Origin of the sequence: Fodinicurvata sediminis DSM 21159 (genome assembly GCF_000420625.1) — a bacterium.
Lineage (GTDB): Bacteria > Pseudomonadota > Alphaproteobacteria > Kiloniellales > DSM-21159 > Fodinicurvata > Fodinicurvata sediminis.
In genome coordinates this window covers 1-20,211 of record NZ_ATVH01000013.1, presented here as the reverse complement: position 1 = coordinate 20,211, position 20,211 = coordinate 1, and the positions used below count along the sequence as shown (strand labels likewise).

At 62.2% G+C, this 20,211-nt stretch carries 18 protein-coding genes, 1 tRNA gene and 1 riboswitch; of the genes, 6 read left to right on the top strand and 13 right to left on the bottom strand.

The window, feature by feature from the left end; translation table 11 throughout:
* Window positions 1-295: 295 nt before the first annotated feature.
* From rpsA to aroA, 3 genes are read right to left on the bottom strand one after another with little or no spacing between them, the layout of a single operon-like run.
* Window positions 296-2,107 (bottom strand): 30S ribosomal protein S1, encoded by a 1,812-nt coding sequence (gene rpsA / locus G502_RS18715; RefSeq protein ID WP_281170020.1) that lies wholly within the window; start codon window positions 2,105-2,107, stop codon window positions 296-298.
* Window positions 2,108-2,150: 43 nt separating this feature from the next.
* A complete protein-coding gene (gene cmk, locus G502_RS0105070; RefSeq protein WP_022727576.1) occupies window positions 2,151-2,828 on the bottom strand; it encodes a (d)CMP kinase in 678 nt (225 codons plus the stop codon).
* 31 nt (window positions 2,829-2,859) lie between these two features.
* A complete protein-coding gene (gene aroA, locus G502_RS0105065) occupies window positions 2,860-4,191 on the bottom strand; it encodes a 3-phosphoshikimate 1-carboxyvinyltransferase (protein ID WP_022727575.1) in 1,332 nt (443 codons plus the stop codon).
* 187 nt (window positions 4,192-4,378) lie between these two features.
* Between aroA and G502_RS0105060 the strand changes: the two genes are divergently transcribed.
* Both G502_RS0105060 and G502_RS0105055 read left to right on the top strand, forming a co-directional pair.
* Window positions 4,379-4,723, top strand: coding sequence for a TIGR02300 family protein (locus G502_RS0105060; protein ID WP_022727574.1), 345 nt, complete (start codon window positions 4,379-4,381; stop codon window positions 4,721-4,723).
* Window positions 4,724-4,847: 124 nt separating this feature from the next.
* Window positions 4,848-4,923: transfer RNA gene (locus G502_RS0105055), tRNA-Ala, on the top strand.
* Window positions 4,924-4,987: 64 nt separating this feature from the next.
* Here G502_RS0105055 and G502_RS0105050 read toward each other — a convergent pair.
* The 5 genes from G502_RS0105050 to G502_RS0105030 form a co-directional block, all read right to left on the bottom strand.
* A complete protein-coding gene (locus tag G502_RS0105050; protein WP_322098852.1) occupies window positions 4,988-6,682 on the bottom strand; it encodes an acyl-CoA synthetase in 1,695 nt (564 codons plus the stop codon).
* 12 nt (window positions 6,683-6,694) lie between these two features.
* A complete protein-coding gene (locus tag G502_RS0105045; RefSeq protein ID WP_022727572.1) occupies window positions 6,695-7,495 on the bottom strand; it encodes an enoyl-CoA hydratase in 801 nt (266 codons plus the stop codon).
* Window positions 7,496-7,551: 56 nt separating this feature from the next.
* Window positions 7,552-8,001: an OsmC family protein gene (locus G502_RS0105040; RefSeq protein WP_022727571.1), complete on the bottom strand. Its 450-nt coding sequence runs from the start codon at window positions 7,999-8,001 to the stop codon at window positions 7,552-7,554.
* A 29-nt stretch (window positions 8,002-8,030) separates the two neighbouring features.
* Window positions 8,031-9,170: a glycine cleavage T C-terminal barrel domain-containing protein gene (locus G502_RS0105035; RefSeq protein WP_022727570.1), complete on the bottom strand. Its 1,140-nt coding sequence runs from the start codon at window positions 9,168-9,170 to the stop codon at window positions 8,031-8,033.
* A gap of 164 nt (window positions 9,171-9,334) precedes the next feature.
* The gene (locus G502_RS0105030; protein ID WP_022727569.1) at window positions 9,335-9,826 is read right to left on the bottom strand and encodes an Lrp/AsnC family transcriptional regulator; all 492 of its coding nucleotides are present in this window, start codon (window positions 9,824-9,826) and stop codon (window positions 9,335-9,337) included.
* Between the two features lie 214 nt (window positions 9,827-10,040).
* On the opposite strand from G502_RS0105030, the gene G502_RS0105025 reads away from it, so the two are divergent.
* Window positions 10,041-10,409, top strand: a complete 369-nt coding sequence (locus G502_RS0105025; protein ID WP_022727568.1) for a Rap1a/Tai family immunity protein — start codon at window positions 10,041-10,043, stop codon at window positions 10,407-10,409.
* A gap of 74 nt (window positions 10,410-10,483) precedes the next feature.
* Here the strand turns inward: G502_RS0105025 and G502_RS0105020 are convergent, their stop codons facing one another.
* The 3 genes from G502_RS0105020 to thiC form a co-directional block, all read right to left on the bottom strand.
* On the bottom strand, window positions 10,484-11,224 hold the full coding sequence (locus G502_RS0105020; protein WP_022727567.1) for an autotransporter outer membrane beta-barrel domain-containing protein: 741 nt from the start codon (window positions 11,222-11,224) through the stop codon (window positions 10,484-10,486).
* Window positions 11,224-14,178: an autotransporter-associated beta strand repeat-containing protein gene (locus G502_RS18710; protein WP_022727566.1), complete on the bottom strand. Its 2,955-nt coding sequence runs from the start codon at window positions 14,176-14,178 to the stop codon at window positions 11,224-11,226. The genes G502_RS0105020 and G502_RS18710 overlap by 1 nt, the downstream gene beginning before the upstream one ends.
* Before the next feature lie 485 nt (window positions 14,179-14,663).
* Window positions 14,664-16,469, bottom strand: a complete 1,806-nt coding sequence (thiC, locus tag G502_RS0105010; RefSeq protein ID WP_022727565.1) for a phosphomethylpyrimidine synthase ThiC — start codon at window positions 16,467-16,469, stop codon at window positions 14,664-14,666.
* Between the two features lie 81 nt (window positions 16,470-16,550).
* Window positions 16,551-16,670: riboswitch (TPP riboswitch) on the bottom strand.
* Between the two features lie 695 nt (window positions 16,671-17,365).
* Between thiC and G502_RS22920 the strand changes: the two genes are divergently transcribed.
* On the top strand, window positions 17,366-17,755 hold the full coding sequence (locus G502_RS22920; protein ID WP_437123807.1) for an HVO_A0114 family putative DNA-binding protein: 390 nt from the start codon (window positions 17,366-17,368) through the stop codon (window positions 17,753-17,755).
* On the opposite strand, the gene G502_RS0105000 is transcribed toward G502_RS22920, so the two are convergent.
* A complete protein-coding gene (locus tag G502_RS0105000; protein WP_022727563.1) occupies window positions 17,647-18,366 on the bottom strand; it encodes a putative quinol monooxygenase in 720 nt (239 codons plus the stop codon). The two genes, G502_RS22920 and G502_RS0105000, sit on opposite strands and share 109 nt — an antisense overlap.
* A 156-nt stretch (window positions 18,367-18,522) precedes the next feature.
* On the opposite strand from G502_RS0105000, the gene G502_RS0104995 reads away from it, so the two are divergent.
* Window positions 18,523-19,383: a LysR family transcriptional regulator gene (locus tag G502_RS0104995; protein ID WP_245560729.1), complete on the top strand. Its 861-nt coding sequence runs from the start codon at window positions 18,523-18,525 to the stop codon at window positions 19,381-19,383.
* A gap of 124 nt (window positions 19,384-19,507) precedes the next feature.
* On the opposite strand, the gene G502_RS0104990 is transcribed toward G502_RS0104995, so the two are convergent.
* Window positions 19,508-19,834: a type II toxin-antitoxin system PemK/MazF family toxin gene (locus tag G502_RS0104990; protein ID WP_026989085.1), complete on the bottom strand. Its 327-nt coding sequence runs from the start codon at window positions 19,832-19,834 to the stop codon at window positions 19,508-19,510.
* Window positions 19,835-19,945: 111 nt separating this feature from the next.
* Between G502_RS0104990 and G502_RS0104985 the strand changes: the two genes are divergently transcribed.
* Window positions 19,946-20,211 (top strand): IS3 family transposase (locus G502_RS0104985; RefSeq protein WP_022726778.1); only part of this gene is annotated, 266 nt, incomplete at its 3' end.

Genomic DNA, 20,211 nt, shown 5'->3' with positions numbered 1-20,211 from the left:
GTTCCGCCCCCAGTAACGCCAGAGTGCCGCATACCCGTAAAAATGGAAATCCTACGAGGCTCCTGTTAAAAGGTGCCAGAGGCTTGAAAAGAGGTCAAGGAATATCCTTGCATAACAAGTAGATAGTTTGTCGAGGCAGGGGGCTTTCGTCCGGGTTCGGATGTCGCCGGCAATTGACGGTTAATCGGCTCGACGTCTGGGTTCCGGCTGTGGATATCGGCCCTTCCGGAATGAAAAAAGGGGCACGAACCCAAGGTCCGTGCCCCTTTGCTATCGGGCGGGATGAAGGCCAGCCTCAGCTGTCCTTCTTCTCGTCCTCGTCTGCGTCTTCACCCTCGTCCGTCTTGGGGGTGTCTTCGGTCTTCGAACTGTCTTCGGCCCCGGCCTTGGCCTGAGAGAGGGCCGCACCCAGGATTTCGCCCAGGCTGGCTCCGGATTCGGTGGAGCCGTACTCGGCCATGGCCTGCTTCTCCTCGGCGATCTGCAACTGCTTGATCGAGAGGTTGATGCGGCGGGTCTTCTTGTCGACCGTCGTGACCTTGGCATCGACCTTTTCGCCAACGGCGAAGCGGTCGGGACGCTGGTCGGCGCGGTCGCGGGATAGCTCCGCCTTGCGGATGAAGCCGGTGGCCCCATCGGCCAGCTCGAGTTCGACACCGTTGTCGTTGACCTCGGTCACCGTGCCGGTGACCGTGCTGCCCTTGCGGATGCCATCGCTGGCACTCTCGAAGGGGTCGGATTCAAGCTGCTTGACGCCCAGCGAGATACGTTCCTTCTCGACGTCCACTTCCAGCAGCTTGACCTTGATGACCTGGCCCTTCTCGTAGTCCTGGATGGCTTCCTCGCCCGGACGGTTCCAGTCCAGATCGGACAGGTGGACCATGCCGTCGATTTCGCCCGGAAGGCCGACGAACAGACCGAATTCGGTGATGTTCTTGATCTCGCCTTCCATTTCAGAGCCGACCGGATAGTTCTCCAGCAGCTCTTCCCAGGGATTGGCCTGGACCTGCTTGAGGCCCAGCGAGATGCGGCGCTTTTCCTCGTCGACGTCCAGGACGACCACTTCCACCTGCTGGGAAGTGGAGACGATCTTGCCCGGATGGACGTTCTTCTTGGTCCAGCTCATCTCGGAGACGTGCACCAGGCCCTCGATGCCGGCTTCCAGCTCCACGAAGGCACCGTAGTCGGTGATGTTGGTGACACGGCCCTCGAACTTGGCGCCGACCGGATACTTGGCGGCCACGCCTTCCCAAGGGTCGGCTTCCAGCTGCTTCATGCCCAGGCTGATGCGCTGGGTCTCCGGATTGAAGCGGATGATCTGCACCTGCACCTGCTGGCCGATGGCAAGCGCCTCGGTCGGGTGATTGATGCGCTTCCAGGAGATGTCCGTGACGTGCAGCAGCCCGTCGACGCCGCCCAGGTCCACGAAGGCGCCGTAGTCGGTGATGTTCTTCACGACGCCGGTCAGGATCTGGCCTTCCTGCAGGTTGGCGATCAGCTCGCTGCGCTGCTCGGCGCGATCCTCCTCGAGCACCGCACGGCGCGAGACGACGATGTTGCCGCGTGCCCGGTCCATCTTGAGAATCTGGAAGGGCTGCGGGGTGTGCATCAGCGGGGTGACGTCGCGCACCGGACGGATGTCGACCTGGCTGCCGGGCAGGAAGGCCACGGCGCCGGAGAGGTCGACGGTGAAGCCGCCCTTGACGCGGCCGAAGATCGTGCCGGTCACGCGCTTGCTGTCGTCGAAGGCCTTCTCGAGGTGGTTCCAGGATTCCTCACGGCGGGCCTTGTCGCGGCTCAGCATGGACTCGCCGTTCTTGTCCTCCATGCGCTCCAGATAGACCTCGACGTCGTCGCCGATCTTGAGCTCGGCGTCTTCGCCGGCCTTGGCGAATTCGCGCAGCGCGACGCGGCCTTCGGACTTGAGGCCAACATCGATGATGACGCTTTCACCTTCGATGTTGACGACACGCCCCTTCAGGACCGTGCCTTCCAGGGAGCCGACCTCGCCGAGGGATTCCTCGAGCAGGGCGGCGAATGATTCTTTCTCTTGCGGCTGTGCCGCAGTGTTGGTGGCCATAGTGGTTCCTTTCGGTTCAGTGTTCAGGCCTGCCGGTTGGGTCCGGCGGTCTTCCCGAAATCTTTCGGGCTTATCGTTGCTGGATGGCTGTTCTTCCCGTTGTTTCCGCGATGATCCGCAGCGCTTCTGCGAAGACCTCGTCGGCGTTCAGGGCCGTCGTATCCAGTGCTACGGCATCCTCGGCCGGTTTGAGCGGCGCCGCCGTACGGCGGCTGTCCCTTTCATCGCGGGCCTTTATATCTTCCAGGACGCGCGCGTATATAGACTCCACACCGCTTTCCTGCAACTCCTTATGCCGTCGGTCGGCCCTTGCCTCGGGGCTGGCGGTCAGGAAAAGCTTGGCATCCGCGTCCGGGCAGATGACCGTTCCGACGTCGCGGCCGTCCAGGACGGCACCTGCCTTGCCCTCTGGCGGGTTGGCGGCAAAGTGGCGCTGGAAGTCCAGCAGAGCCTGCCTGACAGCCGGCTGGACCGCAACCTCCGATGCAGCGCTCGAGACCGCCTCGCGGCGCAAGTCGCTGCGTTCCAGGTCGCGCGGATCCAGGTTGCGGGCCGCCTCCAGGGCGGCATCGGTGTCACTGGCTGCGGCGCCGGCATCCAGCAGGCGCGCGGCCACCGCACGATAGATCGCCCCGGTGTCCAGGTAAGCATAGTCGAAGGTCTCTGCCAGGCGGCGGGCCAGTGTGCCCTTGCCGGCGCCGGCCGGTCCGTCGATGGCGATGATCACGCTGTCCTGTCTCCCTGTCATGCTGTGGAGCAGCCTTGCACGCGCAGCCCAGTCATGCGCTGTCACTGGGGCGCAAGTCGGCGCCCAGGGCGCGCATGGCCTCGGTGAAGCCGGGAAAGGAGGTGTTGATGGGGCCGGCATCGTCCACCGTGACGGGGTGTTGCGCGCAGAGCCCCATGACCAGGAAGGACATGGCGATGCGGTGATCCAGGTCGGCCTCGATGGTGCCGCCACCGGGCGGCGGACCACCGGCCCCGTGGATGGTCAGGCTGTCCTGTTCTTCTTCTACCTTCACGCCACAGGCCTGCAGGCCACGCGCCATGGCTGCCAGGCGGTCGCTTTCCTTGACGCGCAGTTCGGCCAGTCCCTCCAGGTGGGTGACGCCCTCCGCGCAGGCGGCGGCGATGGCCAGGATGGGATATTCGTCGATCATCGAGGGCGTGCGTGCCGCGGGAACCGTCACGGCCTGCAGCCGGCCGGCGCGGATGCGCAGATCGGCCACGGGTTCGCCGGCCTCCTGGCGGGTGTTCTCCTCCACCAGATCGGCGCCCATTTCGCGCAGGGTGGTGAGCAGGCCGGTGCGCAGGGGATTCATGCCCACAGCGGGCAGGGTGATCTCCGAGCCCGGCAACAGCAGTGCGGCCACCAGCGGGAAGGCGGCCGAGGACGGGTCGGCCGGGATATTGACCGGCGCCGCCGTGAGCTCGGGCTGGCCGGTCAGGATGACATGGCGGCCGTCGTCGCGATCACTCACCTCTATCTCGGCGCCAAAGTGACTGAGGATGCGCTCGCTGTGGTCGCGCGTGGGTTCGGGTTCGATCACCGTGGTCTTGCCGGGCGCGGCGATCCCCGTCAGCAGGATGGCGGACTTCACCTGGGCCGAGGCCACGGGCAGGCGATAGGTGATCGGGCGCAGGGTCTCGGGGCCGCTGACCGTCAGGGGCAGGCGTCCGCCCTCGCGGGCCATGAACCTGACGCCCATTTCCTCCAGTGGCCGCATGATGCGCGCCATGGGCCGCCGGCGCAGCGAGGCATCGCCGGTAAAGACGGCATTGAGTGGCTGGCCGGCGACCAGCCCCATGGCCAGACGTGCCCCCGTGCCGCTGTTGCCGAAGTCCAGGACATCCTCGGGCTCGCGCAGCCCGCCTACGCCGCGGCCCCAGACCTGCCAGACGCCATCCTCCTGGCGGGTGACCTCGGCGCCCAGGGCACGCATGGCGGTGGCGGTATTCAAAACGTCCTCGCCCTCCAGCAGGCCGGTGATCCGGGTCTGTCCCACGGCCAGGGCACCCAGCATCAGAGCACGGTGGGAAATGGACTTGTCGCCGGGGACCTGAAGGCGGCCGGCGAGGGCCTGAGAAGGATGAGCGGTCAGCGAAGCCACGCGTTTTCGGATCCGGTTCGGTTGATGGATTGCCTCGCGCGGGTCTTTAGCATGACCGCAGGCGCAGCCCAAGCCCTCCGCATCGCGCGGTGAGGAAATGCTGCTTTCCCGCAGGAAGGGGTTTGACAGGCCACGGGGAGCATGGCAAATGCCCGCAACCTGATTACCAGACGTCACGGAGGTAGGTGTGGCCAAACCGGAATGGGGCACGAAACACCAGTGCCAGAGTTGCGGGACGAAGTTTTACGACATGCTTCGCACACCCATCGTCTGCCCGTCCTGCGGCACCGAGTTCGACCCGGAGGCGCATCTGCGCGGCAAGCGCGGCAAGGGCGCCAGTCGAGCCAAGGCGGCCGAAAAGGAAGCGCCGGCAGCAGCCCCGGCCCCCGAGCCGGCGAGTGACGAGCTCGAGCTGTCCGAAGACCTGGACATCGAGGTTGAGGACGACACGCTCGAGGATGCCTCGGACTTGGGCGAAGAGGACGATATCGCCAAGGTCGGCGGCGATGATGACGATGAGGACAAGGGCTGAATTCCGGGCCGTTTCACGGCAGGGCAGCCCGGCGGTGCGGGCATGATTTTTCCCTTGCCAAGACCCGGAACGCCTCTTAGTTTCCCAGCCCGTCGCGCCGCATAGGCGGGCATATCCCAAAGATGGGGCCGTAGCTCAGTTGGGAGAGCGCTACAATGGCATTGTAGAGGTCAGGGGTTCGATTCCCCTCGGCTCCACCATCCCACATTTTTTGATCCGAAGAGATAGGGCTCTAGGCTCTACCCCTTTAACTGGGGAGGGGCTTCACTGGCTTGCGAGTTCTCGCGCCTGCTCGCGCAGGGCGAATTTCTGGATCTTTCCGGTCGATGTTCGCGGGATCGCCATGAAGACGAAGCGGCCGGGCACCTTGTAGCGGGCCAGGTGGCTGCGGCACCAGTCGCGGAGCGTTTCGGCATCAGCCTGTTCGCCGGCTGTCAGTTCAACGAAGGCGCAGGGTGTTTCGCCCCATCTGTCGTGCGGCATGGCCACGACAGCGGCAACCTCGACGGCCTGGTGCCGGTAGAGCACCTCCTCGACCTCGATGGAGGAGATGTTCTCCCCGCCCGAGATGATGATGTCCTTGGACCGGTCCTTCAGCTGGATATAGCCATCCGGGTGCATGACGCCCAGATCACCGGAGTGGAACCAGCCGCCCGCAAAGGCCTTCTCCGTGGCTTCGGGATTGCGGAAGTAGCCCTTCATCACGACATTGCCGCGGAACATGACCTCGCCCATGGTCTGGCCGTCGCGCGGCACCGGCTGCAGGGTTTCGGGATCCAGGATATCCAGTTGCTCCAGGGGCAGGTAGCGGACGCCCTGGCGCGCCTTGAGCCGGGCCTGGTCGGGGGCGGGTAGGTCCTCCCACTCCTCATGCCATTCGTTCACGACGGCCGGGCCGTAGGTTTCCGTCAGGCCATAGAGGTGGACCACATCGAAACCGGCGGTCTTCATCTCCGTGAGAAGCCGTTCGGGCGGGGGCGCGGCCGCGGTGAGGAACTGCACGGGATGATCGAGGCTTCGTTTGAGGCTCTCCGCAGCCGAGACCATCAGTGACATGACGACTGGCGCCCCGCAGAGGTGGGTGACGCCTTGGTCGGCCAGGGCATTCCAGATTGGTTCGGCGCGCACCTGGCGCAGGCAGACATGGGTCCCGAAGACCGCCGAGAGCGTCCAGGGAAAGCACCAGCCATTGCAATGGAACATCGGCAGCGTCCAGAGATAGACGGCATGCCTGCCCATCGAGGTTGTCAGTGCGTTGCCCTGGGCCAGAAGATAGGCGCCGCGGTGGTGCGAGACCACACCCTTGGGGTCGCCGGTGGTGCCGGAGGTATAGGTGATCGAGATCGCATCCCACTCGTCCTCGGGCATGAGCCAGGCAAACTCCGGGTCGCCGGCCGCCAGGAAGGCTTCGTAGTCGGGGAAGGCTTGGGAATCAGGGGCCTCAGCGGGGTTGCCGGTGTCATCTGACTGACGGCCGGTGAACTCGGGATCCTCGTACTGGATCACCAGTGGCTTCGCCTCGGCAAGCGCCAGGGCCTCCTGCAACAGCGGCATGAACTCGCGATCCACGATGACGACCTTGGACAGGGCATGATCGAGCTGGAAGGCGATGATGGCGGCATCGAGCCGGCTATTGATCGCGTGCAGGACAGCGCCGCACATCGGGACGCCGTAGTGGCATTCCAGCATGGCCGGCGTGTTTGCCAGCAGGGCGGAGACGGTATCACCGCGTCCGAATCCCTTCTGCGCCAGCGCAGAGGCAAGCTGGCGCGACCGGCTGTAGAAGCTGGCATAATCGCGCCGAAGGGCGCCGTGGACGATTGCCGTGTGATCCGGAAAGACGCTGGCCGCGCGCTCCAGGAAGGTCAGGGGCGTCAGGGGCTGATGGTTCGCGGGGTTGCGATCCAGCCCGATATTGTAGGGATTCGACGCCATCCGATCACCTTTCCCGCCGCTCATGAATCCTGCCCCTCATGAATCCTGCCAGTGCGGTTCACGCTTTTCGATGAAGGCCTCGATGCCTTCCCGGGCGTCGTTGGCCAGCATGTTCTCGACCATGATCCTCGAGGCGTAGTCATAGGCTTCCGCCAGGGGCATTTCGCGCTGCGCATAGAAGGCACGCTTGCCCGTGGCCAGCGTCATGCTGGACTTGGAGGCGATCTTTCGTGCCATGGCCAGGGTGGCCGCGCGCAGGTCATCGGGCGACACCGCCCGGTTGACCAGGCCGATTTCGGCGGCGCGGTCTGCCGGGACCATGTCGCCGGTCAGCAGCATTTCCATCGCATGCTTGTTGCCGACATTGCGCGAGAGGGCGACCATGGGTGTGGAACAGAACAGGCCGATATGCACCCCGGGGGTGCTGAACCGGGCCGTGTCGGCGGCGACGGCCAGGTCGCAGCTGGCCACGAGCTGGCAGCCGGCCGCCGTCGCCGTGCCCGTCACCTCGGCGATGACCGGTTGCGGACAGTTGACGATCGCCTGCATGACGCCGGAGCAGCTGTTCATGATCCGCGTGAAGAGGGCCCGCCCGCCGTCCGGCGCGGCGCGGCCGGCCGTCATCTCCTTCAGGTCGTGACCGGCACAGAAGGCCGGGCCCCTGGCGGAGAGGATGATGACCCGGACAGAGGCGTCGGAAGCGGCCTCGGCAAAGGCCGCGTCCAGCGCCGCCAGCATGGTTTCGGACAGCGCGTTGCGCTTGTCGGGGTCGTTCAGGGTCAGGACCAGGACGCCATCCGCATCCAGCTCACGGGAAAGGATTTCGCTTTGGGCCAAGGTTCGGCTCCTTCGTCGAGACAGGTAAGGGCGACGGAACGCGGAGTGCGTCGGACCTAGTGAATGTTGATCTCGACGCTGTCCGCCAGAGTGTTCGCGATAAAGCAGTAGCGGTGCGCACGCTCATGCATCTCTTCCAGTTTTCCCGACTCTAACGTGAAACCGCTGTCGAAGCGAACAACCGGGTGCAGGTCGATGCGGGTGACCGACATCTGTCCCCTGGCATTCTTGCCCAGCTGGGCGACGGCCCGGTCGTGGTAGGTGGCCACCGGCCAGCCGGCCTTGGCCGCCAGTGCCAGGAAGGTCATCATGTGGCAACTGGCCAGCGACGAGGCGAGCGCCTGTTCGGGGTTGGTGTTGGCGGGATCCCCGCCCCAGTCGGGCGGGGAATCCACATGAAGCTCGTTGTGGCTGTTGAACTGCACGGAGTGCGCGTTGGTATAGTTTCCAGGCGCCAGGTGCGGTTCTCTGCGCTGCCAGTGCAGCTGGATTGAAAGATCAGACATTGCGGGGTCCTGTTCATCGGCCGGTGCGGTCAGGCGGCGGCCAACCGTTTCCTGGGATCATAGAACGGCTTTTCGACGAGGGTTGCGCCGGTCGAGCCTGTGCGTGTCTCGATCTCGACCCGGCCGCCGATGTGGGCGCAGTCCACCGACACCATGGCCAGGGCGATGTTCCGGTCCAGCCGCGGGGAATAGATGGCCGAGGTGACCTTGCCGATGGTCTGGCCTGCCTGCTTGATGGGCCAGAAGGTGGTGTTCGGCCCCTTCAGGGGGTCGCCGTCCAGGACCAGGCCCACCTGCTTGCGGTGCACACCCTGGTCCCGGATGCGGGCAAGTGCGGCCTTGCCGATGAAATCGGCCTCCATGTCCAGGTTCACCAGGCGGTCCAGGCCCAGCTCGAAGGGGTTGGTGCTGATGTCGGCATCGGCATGATAGGACAGCATGCCCCCTTCGATCCGGCGGATGGACGAGGTGTGGCCGGGCTGCAATCCGAAGGGTGCGCCCGCCTCCATGATGCGTTCCCACAGTTGGTCGCCATAGGCCGAATCGCGCAGGTAGATCTCGAAGCCCAGCTCGCTGGACCAGCCGGTGCGCGACACGATCAGCGGAATGCCGTCCAGTTCGACCTCGCGCAGCCAGTAATAGCGCAGATCCATGATCTCCTCGCCGAACAGGGCCTGCATGATCATGCCCGACTTCGGGCCCTGCAGCTGCAGGGGCGACACGTCCGGCTCGACAATGGTGACATCCAGGCCGGAATGCACGGCCAGGCCCTGTGCCCAGAGCAGGATGTCGCTGTCCGCTAGAGAGAACCAGAAGTGGTTCTCGGCCAGGCGCAGCAGAATCGGATCGTTCAGAAGGCCGCCCTCGGCATTGGTGAGCAGGACATACTTGCACTGCCCGACCGCCATCTTTGAAAGATCGCGTGTGGTCAGCATCTGGACGAAGCGCGCGGCATCGGGTCCGGTGACCTCGACCTGGCGCTCGACCGCCACATCACAGAGGATCGCATCGTTCACCAGGTTCCAGAAGTTCTGTTCCGGACTGTCGAAACAGCGGGGAATGTACATGTGATTATAGACGGAAAAGGCCTTTGCGCCCCAGCGCAGGGTGGCGTCGAAGTAAGGGGATTTCCGGATCTGTGTTCCAAAGCCAAAGTCGTCTGTGTGCATCCTGTCCGCCCTCTCTGCGGCCCGGCCCCACCTGGCGCCGGGATCGATTGAACCTTCTGCCGATATACGCTTCACACCGCTTTGGATGGTGTCCAAATTCAGGCTGCTTGCGGACCAAACAGGCCAATTATCTGCCGGTTTTCAGTCTGTCCGGTCCACAGGCTTCACGGCCTGGCGGCTGTGGCCAGTTTCTGAAGATTCGGGCGGCCGGATTTGACGGTCCGGCTTGCGATGTAGGTCATGTAGCGGTCGATGCCGAGTTCGGCCTCCTGCATGGCCTGCATCAGGGACTGGAAGGCGGCCAGATTTGCGGTCACTGTCTTCAGGACGTAGTCCATGCCGCCGCCCGTGGCGATGCATTCGGTGATCTCGTCGCGGCCCTGGACGAAGGTCTCGAAGCGGGCGAAGTCCGCCCGTCCGTGGTGTCTCAGGGACACCGTGACCACGGCCTGGGTGAAATCACAGATCCGCTCCAGGGCGATCTCTCCGTGGTAACCGCGAATGAAACCCGCCGCCTTCAGACGGTTCAGGCGCTCCAGGCAGGGCGTCGGTGAGAGGTTGGCGATCTCGGCCAGGCGGGTCTTGCTCAATTGCCCGTGCTCTTGCACTGCGCCGAGGATTCGTATGTCCGCCGCATCAAGACCAGGCTTCTTCATCGCTGCGAAATCCCTCCTGCGTGTGGTCGATGGTCGGGAATTCCTGTGCGGTCAGGCATTCCTGTGCGGTCAGGTCGGGCCTGCACGCCATCCGTGTCGGTATAGATTGGCTGAATGTTCGGGGGCGGGCAATATGTCCAGCGCGGTTTCCGGACGTCCGGTCTCGATCATGGGGCCGCGCCGACACCTCCGGGTGTGTAAGGGAGGACGGTCCATGATATCGGGGCTGGATCGAACGAGTGAGGGCATGCCCATGAAACACCTGCTGGCCAGCATGACCGCAGCCATCGTCCTGTCTCTCGCCAGCGCGGCGGGGGCGGAGGATGCGCAACCGCTGACGGGGGAGAACCTGCTGCTGGATTTCAATGCAGATGCCGTGGCGCGTGCGACCGCGATCAATTACGTGCTCGGCATCCTCGATACCCTGATCCTGATCGAGCATATCTGCCCGCCGGAAGAAACCATGACCATGGGAGAGGCGGCCGAGACCGTGATCCTGACACTAGAGGCGAACCGACACTTGCGGGAGGCGGAGATCCCTGCCGCGGCCATTGCGGCGGCCAGGAGGTCTTTTCCCTGTTAGAGGTGACGAGCCATCCTCATGGATGGATGGCCTCGCTTTGGCTCACCCCAGGTGATGAGATCATGGGGTTCCACTCAGAACCGTACCGACAGCTCCAGGCGTCCGGTATGCTCCTGGGCGTTGGGCGAGAGCTGGCCGTCGTAGTCGAGGGAGAGGGTCGTGGTCTCCGACAGCTCCAGGTCCAGGCCGGTCTCCAGAAGGGCGGCGTCGCGGTCGATGGGGGCGCCGGAGATCGAAAAGCTCTCGCCGCCGGCAAAGCGCTGCTCCACCGTGGGGGTGACGTCCCCGAAGGCATGGCGCCAGCCGAGCCCGCCGCGCAGGGTGAGAGAGCGCTCGTCCTCGAGCGCGAAGGAGGTCTCGCCGCGCAGGCCCAGCGTGGCGTAGTAGGTGTTGCGCGTGGAGCTCTCGCGGATGAGGGCAGCGGAACCACCCTTCTCTTCGTAGCCTTCCGTGTCCTGGCGCAAGTAGGACAGACCGGCATAGGGCTCCAGGGCCCCAGCCTCGCTTTCCATGCGGTAGCCCAGCTCCGAGAAGAGCTGATAGCTTTGGGCGGAATAGTCGGCGCTCAGGTTCTGGGTGTCGCCCGGCAGATTGACCCGGCGCTGGGCCTCGGTCTCGTGCCAGGTGAAGCCGGCGCCGAGGTTGAGGCCCAGGACACCGGGGCCGCCCACCTCGAAGCTGCGCCCGCCATAGACGCCGGCGTGGTAGCTGTCCACGTCGCTGCCGGCCCCGGCGCGGTCGCTGTCGATGTCCGAGCGGCTGTAGCCGGCAAAGCCGCCCAGGGTCCAGCCGTCCAGGTTGGTGTCCAGGCCCATCAGGAAGCCGCCCGTGAGATATTCGTTGCCGGGGCATTGTCGTCGCCGTCGTTCTTGCCCCAGGTCCCGAAGGCCCGGCCCCAGGCACGGCTGTTCAGCGCCTGCTGGGTGCCGGACGCCTGGTCACGGGTGCCGCCCCGGGACGAAGTGCTGCCCAGCGTGGCGTACTGGTTATCTCTGGGCGAGCGGGACAGCTGCGTGCCGCCGAAGACCCGGCCGCGGCTGTGGGCACGCACGAAGGATCCGATGAGCTGTGTGGCCTGGCCCATGGCCGTCTGGCTTGAGGCATGGCTGTCGCCCGAGAGCTGCGCCAGGATCTCCTGGAGCTTCTGCGGGTCGCCGACGTAGGTGACGATGGCGTCATAGAGCGGATTTCCGGGGCCCAGGCTCTCGATGGCCGACCCGGTGCCCTGTTGGTTGCGGCTCTGGCCGATTTCGCTGAAGCTGATGTCGTTACGGGTCAGCTCCAGCGCGACCGAGTTGCCGCTATAGGACAGCTCCGTGTCCAGGAAGTTAAACTCGGAGCCGACATCATCGAATTCACCAATAATGCCGCTGTCAGCCGTCAGGATCGTATGACTGCTGTCGGGGTCGTATTCGCCGTCCAGGCCTACATGCAGGACAGAGCCCGCAAGTGTGGCCTGTCCGTCTACATGGACAGTGTCGCTTCTATTGTTCGTGGGGTCCACATCCACCTCGTAGGCCGAACCTGCCTTGAAGGTCAGGTCGCCGGTCAAAGAAAGGCTCCCTACCGGGTCGATATTGCTGCCTGGCTGGAGCAGGGAACCGTCTTCCAGGTTGACCGTGCCAAGGGTCCCCGCCCCGGAAAGGTGGGCGTCGTTATGAATCAACGTGGTTCCGCCAAGGGCAGCCGCATCGCTCAGGACAAGCGAGCCACCCCGGATGTCGCTCTGCCCGGAAAAACCGGTGGAATTCCCGGTAAGAACCAGAGCTGCGCTTCCCGTCTTTTCGAGGTTGCCGGCGCCCTGAAGGTTGATGTTCGGGCTGTATGTCATCCCGGCAGGGGATGCGACGACAAGTGTGCCGTTATTGTTGAGCGTGATGTCCCCCTCCAGGGTGGCTTTCCCAACAGCCAGTGTGCCTTCGTTCACCTCCCAATCCAGATAGGAGGCGCCCGCGAGCGAGAGCGTGCCGCTGCCGGCCTTCACCATGTCGCCGGAAGTCCCGTTGAGACCTGTGAATGCCCCAGTATAGGTGTCGTTTGCAAGCTGATCGAAAACGGCCGCACCGGACGCGCTGACTGCGATGTCGCCGCTCAGCGCATTCGCGTCACCAACGAGGGTGCCATCATGGACATAAGCGCCGTCGTAATTGTTCTGCCCCGTCAGGTCGAGGGTCCCTGAACCCCGTTTGTGCAAAGAACCGCTTCCGGCGACAATGCCTGCAATTTCCGCCGTGTTGCTCGCCTCAACAACAGTAACGGTGCCGTTGTTGACTCCAATCGAGAGGTCACGCTCAATATTCGGGTTTTCATTTCCCGCAATACGCAGGTTGCCTCCATCAAGCAAAAGGGAAGAACCGGTCGCGCCAAGGTTCGCGTCCTTTTGAATCTCGAGACTGCCTTCCTTGATCGAGGTTCCTCCCGAATAATCGTTGTTAGCATTGAGGACCATGGTGCCGGCACCGGCCTTCGCAAGGGAGCGGGTGCCCGATACATCGCCGTTTACGACAAATCTGACGCCGGGGTCGCCGGGTCCGATGAGAAATTCGCCGCCGTCGGCGAGGATGATGCTGCGCCCGGTGGTCACATTGTCCGTAACCTCCAGTGTGCCTCCGCTAAGCGTGAGATCCCCCGTGACATCGCCCAGATTGCTGTCGTCAGAAACGGAGAGAATTCCCCGCTCGATAGTCGTGCCTCCGGTATAGCTATTGACAGCCCCGAGGGTAAGCTTGCCTTCACCGGCCTTTACGACCGTGCCAGAGCCGGAGATAGCGTGAGAATAGCTGCCGTCGCTGTCCTGATTGAACAGCAGGGTGTCTTCGACAGTGATACTGCCGTTCAGACTCAGGGCGGTCCCCTCCAGGGTGCCTTCGCTGATGGTGATGCCACTGCCGAAGCGGCTTCTGCCGCCAACGACCAGGGTGCCGCTGCCGGTTTTGAACAGGCCGAGAGCGCCATCGGAAGCGACGTCCGACGCGAGGGTGACGCTGTTCCCGTCACGTACGGCGTAGTTCAGGACGCCACCACCCATGAGGAATAGCGCGCCGCCCTCGCCAAGGCCGGCGCTCCCGCCGTCGGCGCCGGAACCACCGCTGGCCTGGTTCGTGTCAGCAAAGCCGGAATCGATGACCGTGACCGAGCCACCATCGCGCACGAAGACGGCGCCGCCCAAACCGGCCCCGCCACCACCGCCGGAATAGCGGTCACCGCCGTCACCACCTCCATAGCCGCCGCCGCTGGAGTCGAATTCGATCCCGAGTTCATTGCCGCCGTCTCCGCCTTGAGCAGCATTGTCGGAGAAGGAGACCGAATCGAGCTGCAGAGCTCCGTTGTCGTCGACGTAGATGGCGCCTCCGAGCCCCGCGCCACCGCCGCCGCCCACGTTGCCGCTGCCGCCATTGCCGCCTGCGGCCCGGCCGTCCACGATTTTCAGGCCGCGCAGCGTCACGTTGCCGGGGGAAGACCCGCCGATCCGGACAATGCGGTCGCCGTCGCCGCTGATCGTTAGCCCGCCTAAGCTGGTGGCATCGATGGTGATATCACCAGTGATGCTCAACGCACTGGAGAGGGCGATGGTTTGGCCAGACAGCGCGCTGCTGAACTCGATGGTGTGAGGGCCGGCGCCCCCAGCCACTGCATTCTGAACGGATTGGCGAAGCGATCCGGTGCCAGCATCGTTGGTGTTGATGACGGTAAAAACTGCGGCCAGAGACGGTGTCGCCGTGATCGTGAGCAGGGGGGCAAGAACAAGGAGGCGGGCTAGGTGGGACATGAACACTCACGAACAGATGTGACGGTCTTGGAAAGCGCATGGGCTGCCAGTGGTAGGTTGCATCTGTAGATAATTCAAATAAAATTATAAGAAATAGACGAATTATCTTAGATTTAGTTCATTAATTCGAAAGCAGGCTCTACCGCATAAAGGGGAATTAAGCGGTAATCATTGAACTTGTTTTGCGAGGGAAATGGCGGAGCGGAAGGGACGGCCGTCGAACCTTCTCTGCCTCGGTTGGCTGGGGCTCCAGCTCCGAACGGGATTAATATTCGCCTTGTCGAAATTTCAAAACCGACATAGTACGATAGAAATCGTGTCACATGTTTCGGGAGTTTTTCGATAAGGTCGGTGTGTTGTGGGACCTCAGACTCGTAGAGATCAATCGCCTTCGTCGCGCGTTCTTCCATCCGTTTTCAGCACATCAATACACGTAGTATGCGGCCTCACATACGGGTGAGGCCGCATAAGAGACTGGTAGCCACTCAGCCTTTCTCACTGGTCGGCATGTAGAGATCACCGCCGTCACGGTATTTCAGTGCCATGGCGGCCATACCTTCTTTTCGCGTCTCGGCACGGATGTCGTGGGAGATCCGCATCGAGCAGTACTTCGGCCCGCACATAGAGCAAAAATGCGCGACTTTATGCGCCTCTTTCGGCAGTGTCTCGTCATGGAAGGCTCGCGCCGTCTCGGGGTCCATCGACAGATTGAACTGGTCCTCCCATCGGAACTCAAAGCGGGCGCGGGACAGCGCGTCATCGCGAAGCTTGGCCGCCGGGTGCCCCTTGGCCAGGTCAGCGGCATGGGCGGCGATCTTGTAGGTGATGACGCCGGTCTTCACGTCATCGCGGTCCGGCAGGCCGAGATGTTCCTTTGGCGTGACATAGCAGAGCATCGCCGTGCCGAACCAGCCGATCATCGCCGCGCCGATGCCCGAGGTGATGTGATCATAGCCTGGCGCTATGTCGGTCGTTAGCGGCCCGAGGGTGTAGAACGGCGCTTCGCCACAGACGGCAAGCTGCTTGTCCATGTTTTCCTTGATCTTGTGCATCGGTACATGGCCAGGGCCTTCGATGATAACCTGGCAGTCCTTGGACCAGGCGATACGGGTCAGCTCACCCAAGGTTTCCAGTTCGGCGAATTGCGCCGCGTCGTTGGCATCGGCGATGGAGCCGGGGCGTAGCCCGTCGCCAAGGCTGAAGCTGACGTCATAGGCGTGCATGATGTCGCAGATCTCTTCGAAACGTTCATAGAGGAAGCTTTCACGGTGATGATGCAGGCACCATTTTGCCATGATTGAGCCACCGCGCGACACGATGCCAGTAACGCGATCCACTGTCAGCGGGATCATGTGCAGCCGGACCCCCGCATGGATGGTGAAATAATCCACACCCTGCTCAGCCTGCTCAATCAACGTGTCGCGAAAGACCTCCCATGTCAGGTTCTCGGCGATGCCACCGACCTTTTCCAGCGCCTGATAGATCGGCACCGTGCCGATGGGCACGGGCGAATTGCGGATGATCCATTCGCGGATATTGTGGATGTTGCGACCTGTGGACAGATCCATCACTGTGTCGGCGCCCCAGCGGGTCGCCCAGACCATCTTGTCGACCTCCTCTGCCATCGAGGAGGTAACTGCCGAATTGCCGATATTGGCATTGATCTTGACCAGAAAGTTGCGCCCGATGACCATTGGCTCGGCTTCGGGGTGGTTGATATTGGCCGGGATTACTGCCCGCCCGCGCGCCACCTCGTCACGCACGAATTCGGGGGTGACGAAATCGGGAATCGCCGCGCCAAAATTCTGCCCGTCTCGAGCCAGCTCCTCCTGCACGGCCTCGCGGCCAAGATTTTCGCGTATGGCGATGAATTCCATCTCGGGAGTGACGATGCCCGCTCGGGCATATGCAAGCTGGGTGACCGCCTTGCCGTTCCGCGCCCGCAAGGGCTGGTGCCGGACAGGGAATTCGGGCGTCAGCCGGTCGCCCGAGACGAAGCCGTTATCCTCGGGCTTCACATGCCGTCCTTCGTAGGTTTCTACGTCGCCGCGCGCCGTGATCCAGCCTTCGCGGAGGCGCGGTAACCCGCGTTCGATGGCGATCTGGGCCGCCGGATCGGTATAAGGCCCCGAGGAATCATAAACAGTCACCGGCGGCTCATCTGCGCTTGGATGTAGGGCGATCTCGCGCATGGGCACGCGGATATCGGTGTGTAGTACGCCGGGCTTGAACACCTTCGTCGAGGCGGGCAGCGGTCCGGTGGTGACCGTCAGGGTTTGCTTGGTTGTCATGTCGAGGCTCCTCGCGTCGCAGCAATGGAGACCCAGGCACTGACGGGAAGGAGAATGCGCCCGTCCTAGCCGCAAGCGACCCGCGAGGCATCCACACCGTCCCTACGCCAGTATGAACTGGATCAGGTTCGTAGGGTCACTGCGCTGCCTTGCGGCCCAGCAGAATCTCAGCCCCTTGTCGGGACCCCCCTGGTGGAAAACGAAGGGTGCCCGGCAGTGTCTTCATTGTCAATGGAGCTAATCGTGGCGATGCCTTCGTGGCAGGATCGGTTCAATTTCTCAGCTTCGCAATGCTCCTAAGTTTCGTGACAAAACTGCCAGCGTTCAATTCTCAGGGAAATCTCTGGTGCAAAAGTCGTGTGGAAAAAACCGCCTTAAACCTCCTCAATCCAGAAGCCGCCGTTCTGGTTTCATCCCAAACTTGTCAAGGAGCTGCGCTCGAGGGTGCCGCCAGCGCATAGGTGCAAATTCGGCACGCTACAGGGCCACCGACTTCCCTCCATGATTCGATTGATGGCGGGGCCGTGACGCCCCGGAGCCACCATAATCAGGGAGGTTTCCATGTGCGCAGGGCACCACCGCATCCGGCGAAGGCGACCGAGACGACCGATCCACAAACCAATTCCTGACGATCTGTACGACTACGCTGACGATGCTGCGCTTCGTATAAGTCCTCAGCGAGGAAGCCCGTCTCATGTCTTCGACGTCGAAAGGCTTCCCGTCATCGATGACTGGCCGGAGAACGTACCGATTGCCGAGGCCGAGATTCAAGTTTTCGAGCGTTGGTTCGGCGATGTGTTGGACGAGATGTTCGGTCCGGTTGATCTACCGGATGGCTTAAGGAAGTTATCGTACTATGATAATGAAAAGCCTTAACCGGATGATCGGGCGATGCAATGTCAACATTGAAGGTCGGCATTGCCGACCCGGAGGAAATGAAAGCGAGAACCATGCGGGTCGCCAAAGGCGAGGAAGCGCCCGCGCTTGGCGAGCCAACTGTGTGGTTTGCTTCTACCATGTCATTCGCGAAACTCCTCTCACCAGCCAATTGCGAGTTGCTTCGCATCGTACGTGAACAGGAGCCGGAATCGCTGGAGGAACTGGCACAGATCACGGGGCGCGCGAAGTCCAACCTGTCCCGGACACTCAAGGCGCCTCTTGTTCCTGTCACATCGCGTTACTTGATGGCGAGGATGTCGAAGTTGTGGACGTTAGCGACCACACCGTCGTTCCACCCGCCAGCGACCAACTCCGCTGCCCGTTCGTTCAGCAGCCCGGCGACTTGACCGGCAAAGTGTGCTTCACGGCCAGCATTGTTGGTGAAGATGTCGAAGATTGCGAAGGATGTTTCGTCAATCTGCAGCGCCGCCCAGAACAATGTGCCGGGTTCGGTTTCTTCGACGATGGGACCAGCAGCGGTCAGCAAGGCTGCCAATTCCGGCCCTCTGCCGGGTGCTGCTTCGAGCGTGATGTACGTGGCTGTCGTGGCCGAGTAGAGGTCAACCGGTTCCCTCATCGACAGGACATCGGAATTGTTGATATTCGCGACAACACCATCGTCCCAGCCTCCGGCGACCAGCGCGTCGGCATTTTGGTTCAAAGCCGCGGCCACAGCACCGGAGAAATGCGCATTGCGCGCTTCTTCATCCACGAAGATATCAAAGATCGCGAGCGTATCGTCGGCTTGTAAGGCAAACCAAAGCACGGTGCCTGGTTCGGTGTCCGCGACAATCGGGGCGGCTCCGGCCAGAAATTCGGCGAATGCTTCGGTCTGGCCTTCAGCGGCGGGCATGGCGATGTAGCTGGCAGTGTGATTTTCCATTGGGGTTTCCTGTGCGGCTGCTGATGTCGTGATCAAGGCGAAAGCGGCGAGTGCCTTGAGAATTTGGGCTTTCATGGTCGCCTCCTGATTGAGAGGTTGTTGTGTTTGGTTTCGATGCACCCTTTTCTCATGCCGAATGCCTCAGGCACCAATCCCGAACTTCTATTCTTTGATAGACATGTGCTATGGTGAACCTCATGGCGGAAAGTGACGGAGACTGTGGCAGTGGAGATGAACCAGATCAGGTATTTTTTGGCTGTCTGCCAGCATCGCAACTTCACCCATGCCGCTAGCGCCTCAAATGTTTCCCAACCGTCCTTGACGACCGCGATCAAGAAACTTGAACACGAGCTCGGGGGTGATCTGTTTGTCAGGGACCGCGCGGGATGCAGGTTGACGGCACTCGGAAAACTCATGCAGCCAAGGCTACAGAAAGCGCATGACGAAACGCAGGCAGCTAAGGCAGAAGCCGTCCGCCACACGCGACTAGAGCGGGTTCCTATTTCTGTCGGTGTTGGCGAAACGATTGGTCACAACCGGATTTCAGCCGCCGTGGAACGCTTCCGTACACGATTGCCGCAAGCCGAAATAGAGTTGATCGTGGCGTCTGCCTCCAAGCTTCTGGCCGGATTGCGAGAGGGTGAATTTGACGTCGTTGTCACAGCGGCGACGGTCAGTGAAGACCTCTATCGAATAGACCAGCTCTATGACGAGTCCTACAAGGTTGTGGTGTCCAAGTCGCACCCGTTGTCTGAACGAGACGCTGTTTCTCTTTCGACACTCGCTGAAACTGACATGCTCGATCGACCCAATTGCGAAATGCGCGATGCGTTGCATCGGGCATGTGCAGACCAAGGTCACGAACTCTACGCGGCCTATCGGTCAAATCGCGTGGATTGGTTAGTCGAACTCGCGCGGCAGGGATTAGGCGCGGTGATTTTGCCAACCACGGCAATTCCAGCAGACAGGGGCCTCGTTTCGATACTCATCGACGGCCTTGAAATTTCGCGAACTGTTTCTGCTCTTCGTTATCGGCACCAAACGACGAGACCGGAGACAAATGATCTGATCCGTGAGATTGCGCGTGTGTAGGCGTAGTATCATTGATGGCCGACATTCGCGCATAGTGCAGTAACTGGTACTTTGGGCTCCAAGTGGACCTTCGTTGCAATGAAGTCGAACGGCAGCTCTGGGGCCGATCGCGCGGCCCACTGCTTTATCCTGCCAGGCCGAGAAACAACGCTAGTGAGCGGCTAACGCCGATCATGGCCAGATCATCGAGATGCCCAAAGGAGGGTCCAATTTTCTCAGCTTTTACCGTCATGGGCTTGTCCAGCATGATCTGGGACGGCGCGTGAAGCCTATTGCCCGGCGATGGTTCGACCGTCGGGCGGAGAAGCGGCGCGTCAATCAAAGTTGAGGTAAGCGGCAGGATCATCACCGTTCCGAGATTTTCGAATTGATCGGCTTGGATGATCAGCGCCGGCCGCGGTTTGCCATAGTCTCCCTGAAGGGTGACCGTCACAAGATCGCCACGCCTCACTGCCAATCATCCAGATCATTCAAGGCCGTGACGTGCCTCCCGAAAACTGGACCGTTTGGAGTGAGAGGATTCTCGGTTTAGGCTTTTTGGACTGAACCGGGGAGATTGTTGATGAAACGCTCGAAGTTCAGCGATCAGCAGATCGCTTTTATCCTGCGCCAGGCCGAGGAGGGCGTACCGGTGGACGAGGTTTGCCGCAAGGCAGGGATTTCGCAGCAGACCTATTACCGCTGGCGCCAGAAGTACGGCGGATTGATGCCTTCGGAGATGAAGCGCATGAAGCAGCTGGAGGAGGAGAACCAGCGCCTGAAGCGTCTTGTTGCGGATTTGAGCCTGGACCGGGAGATGCTGCAGGAGGTGGTGCGAAAAAAGCTTTG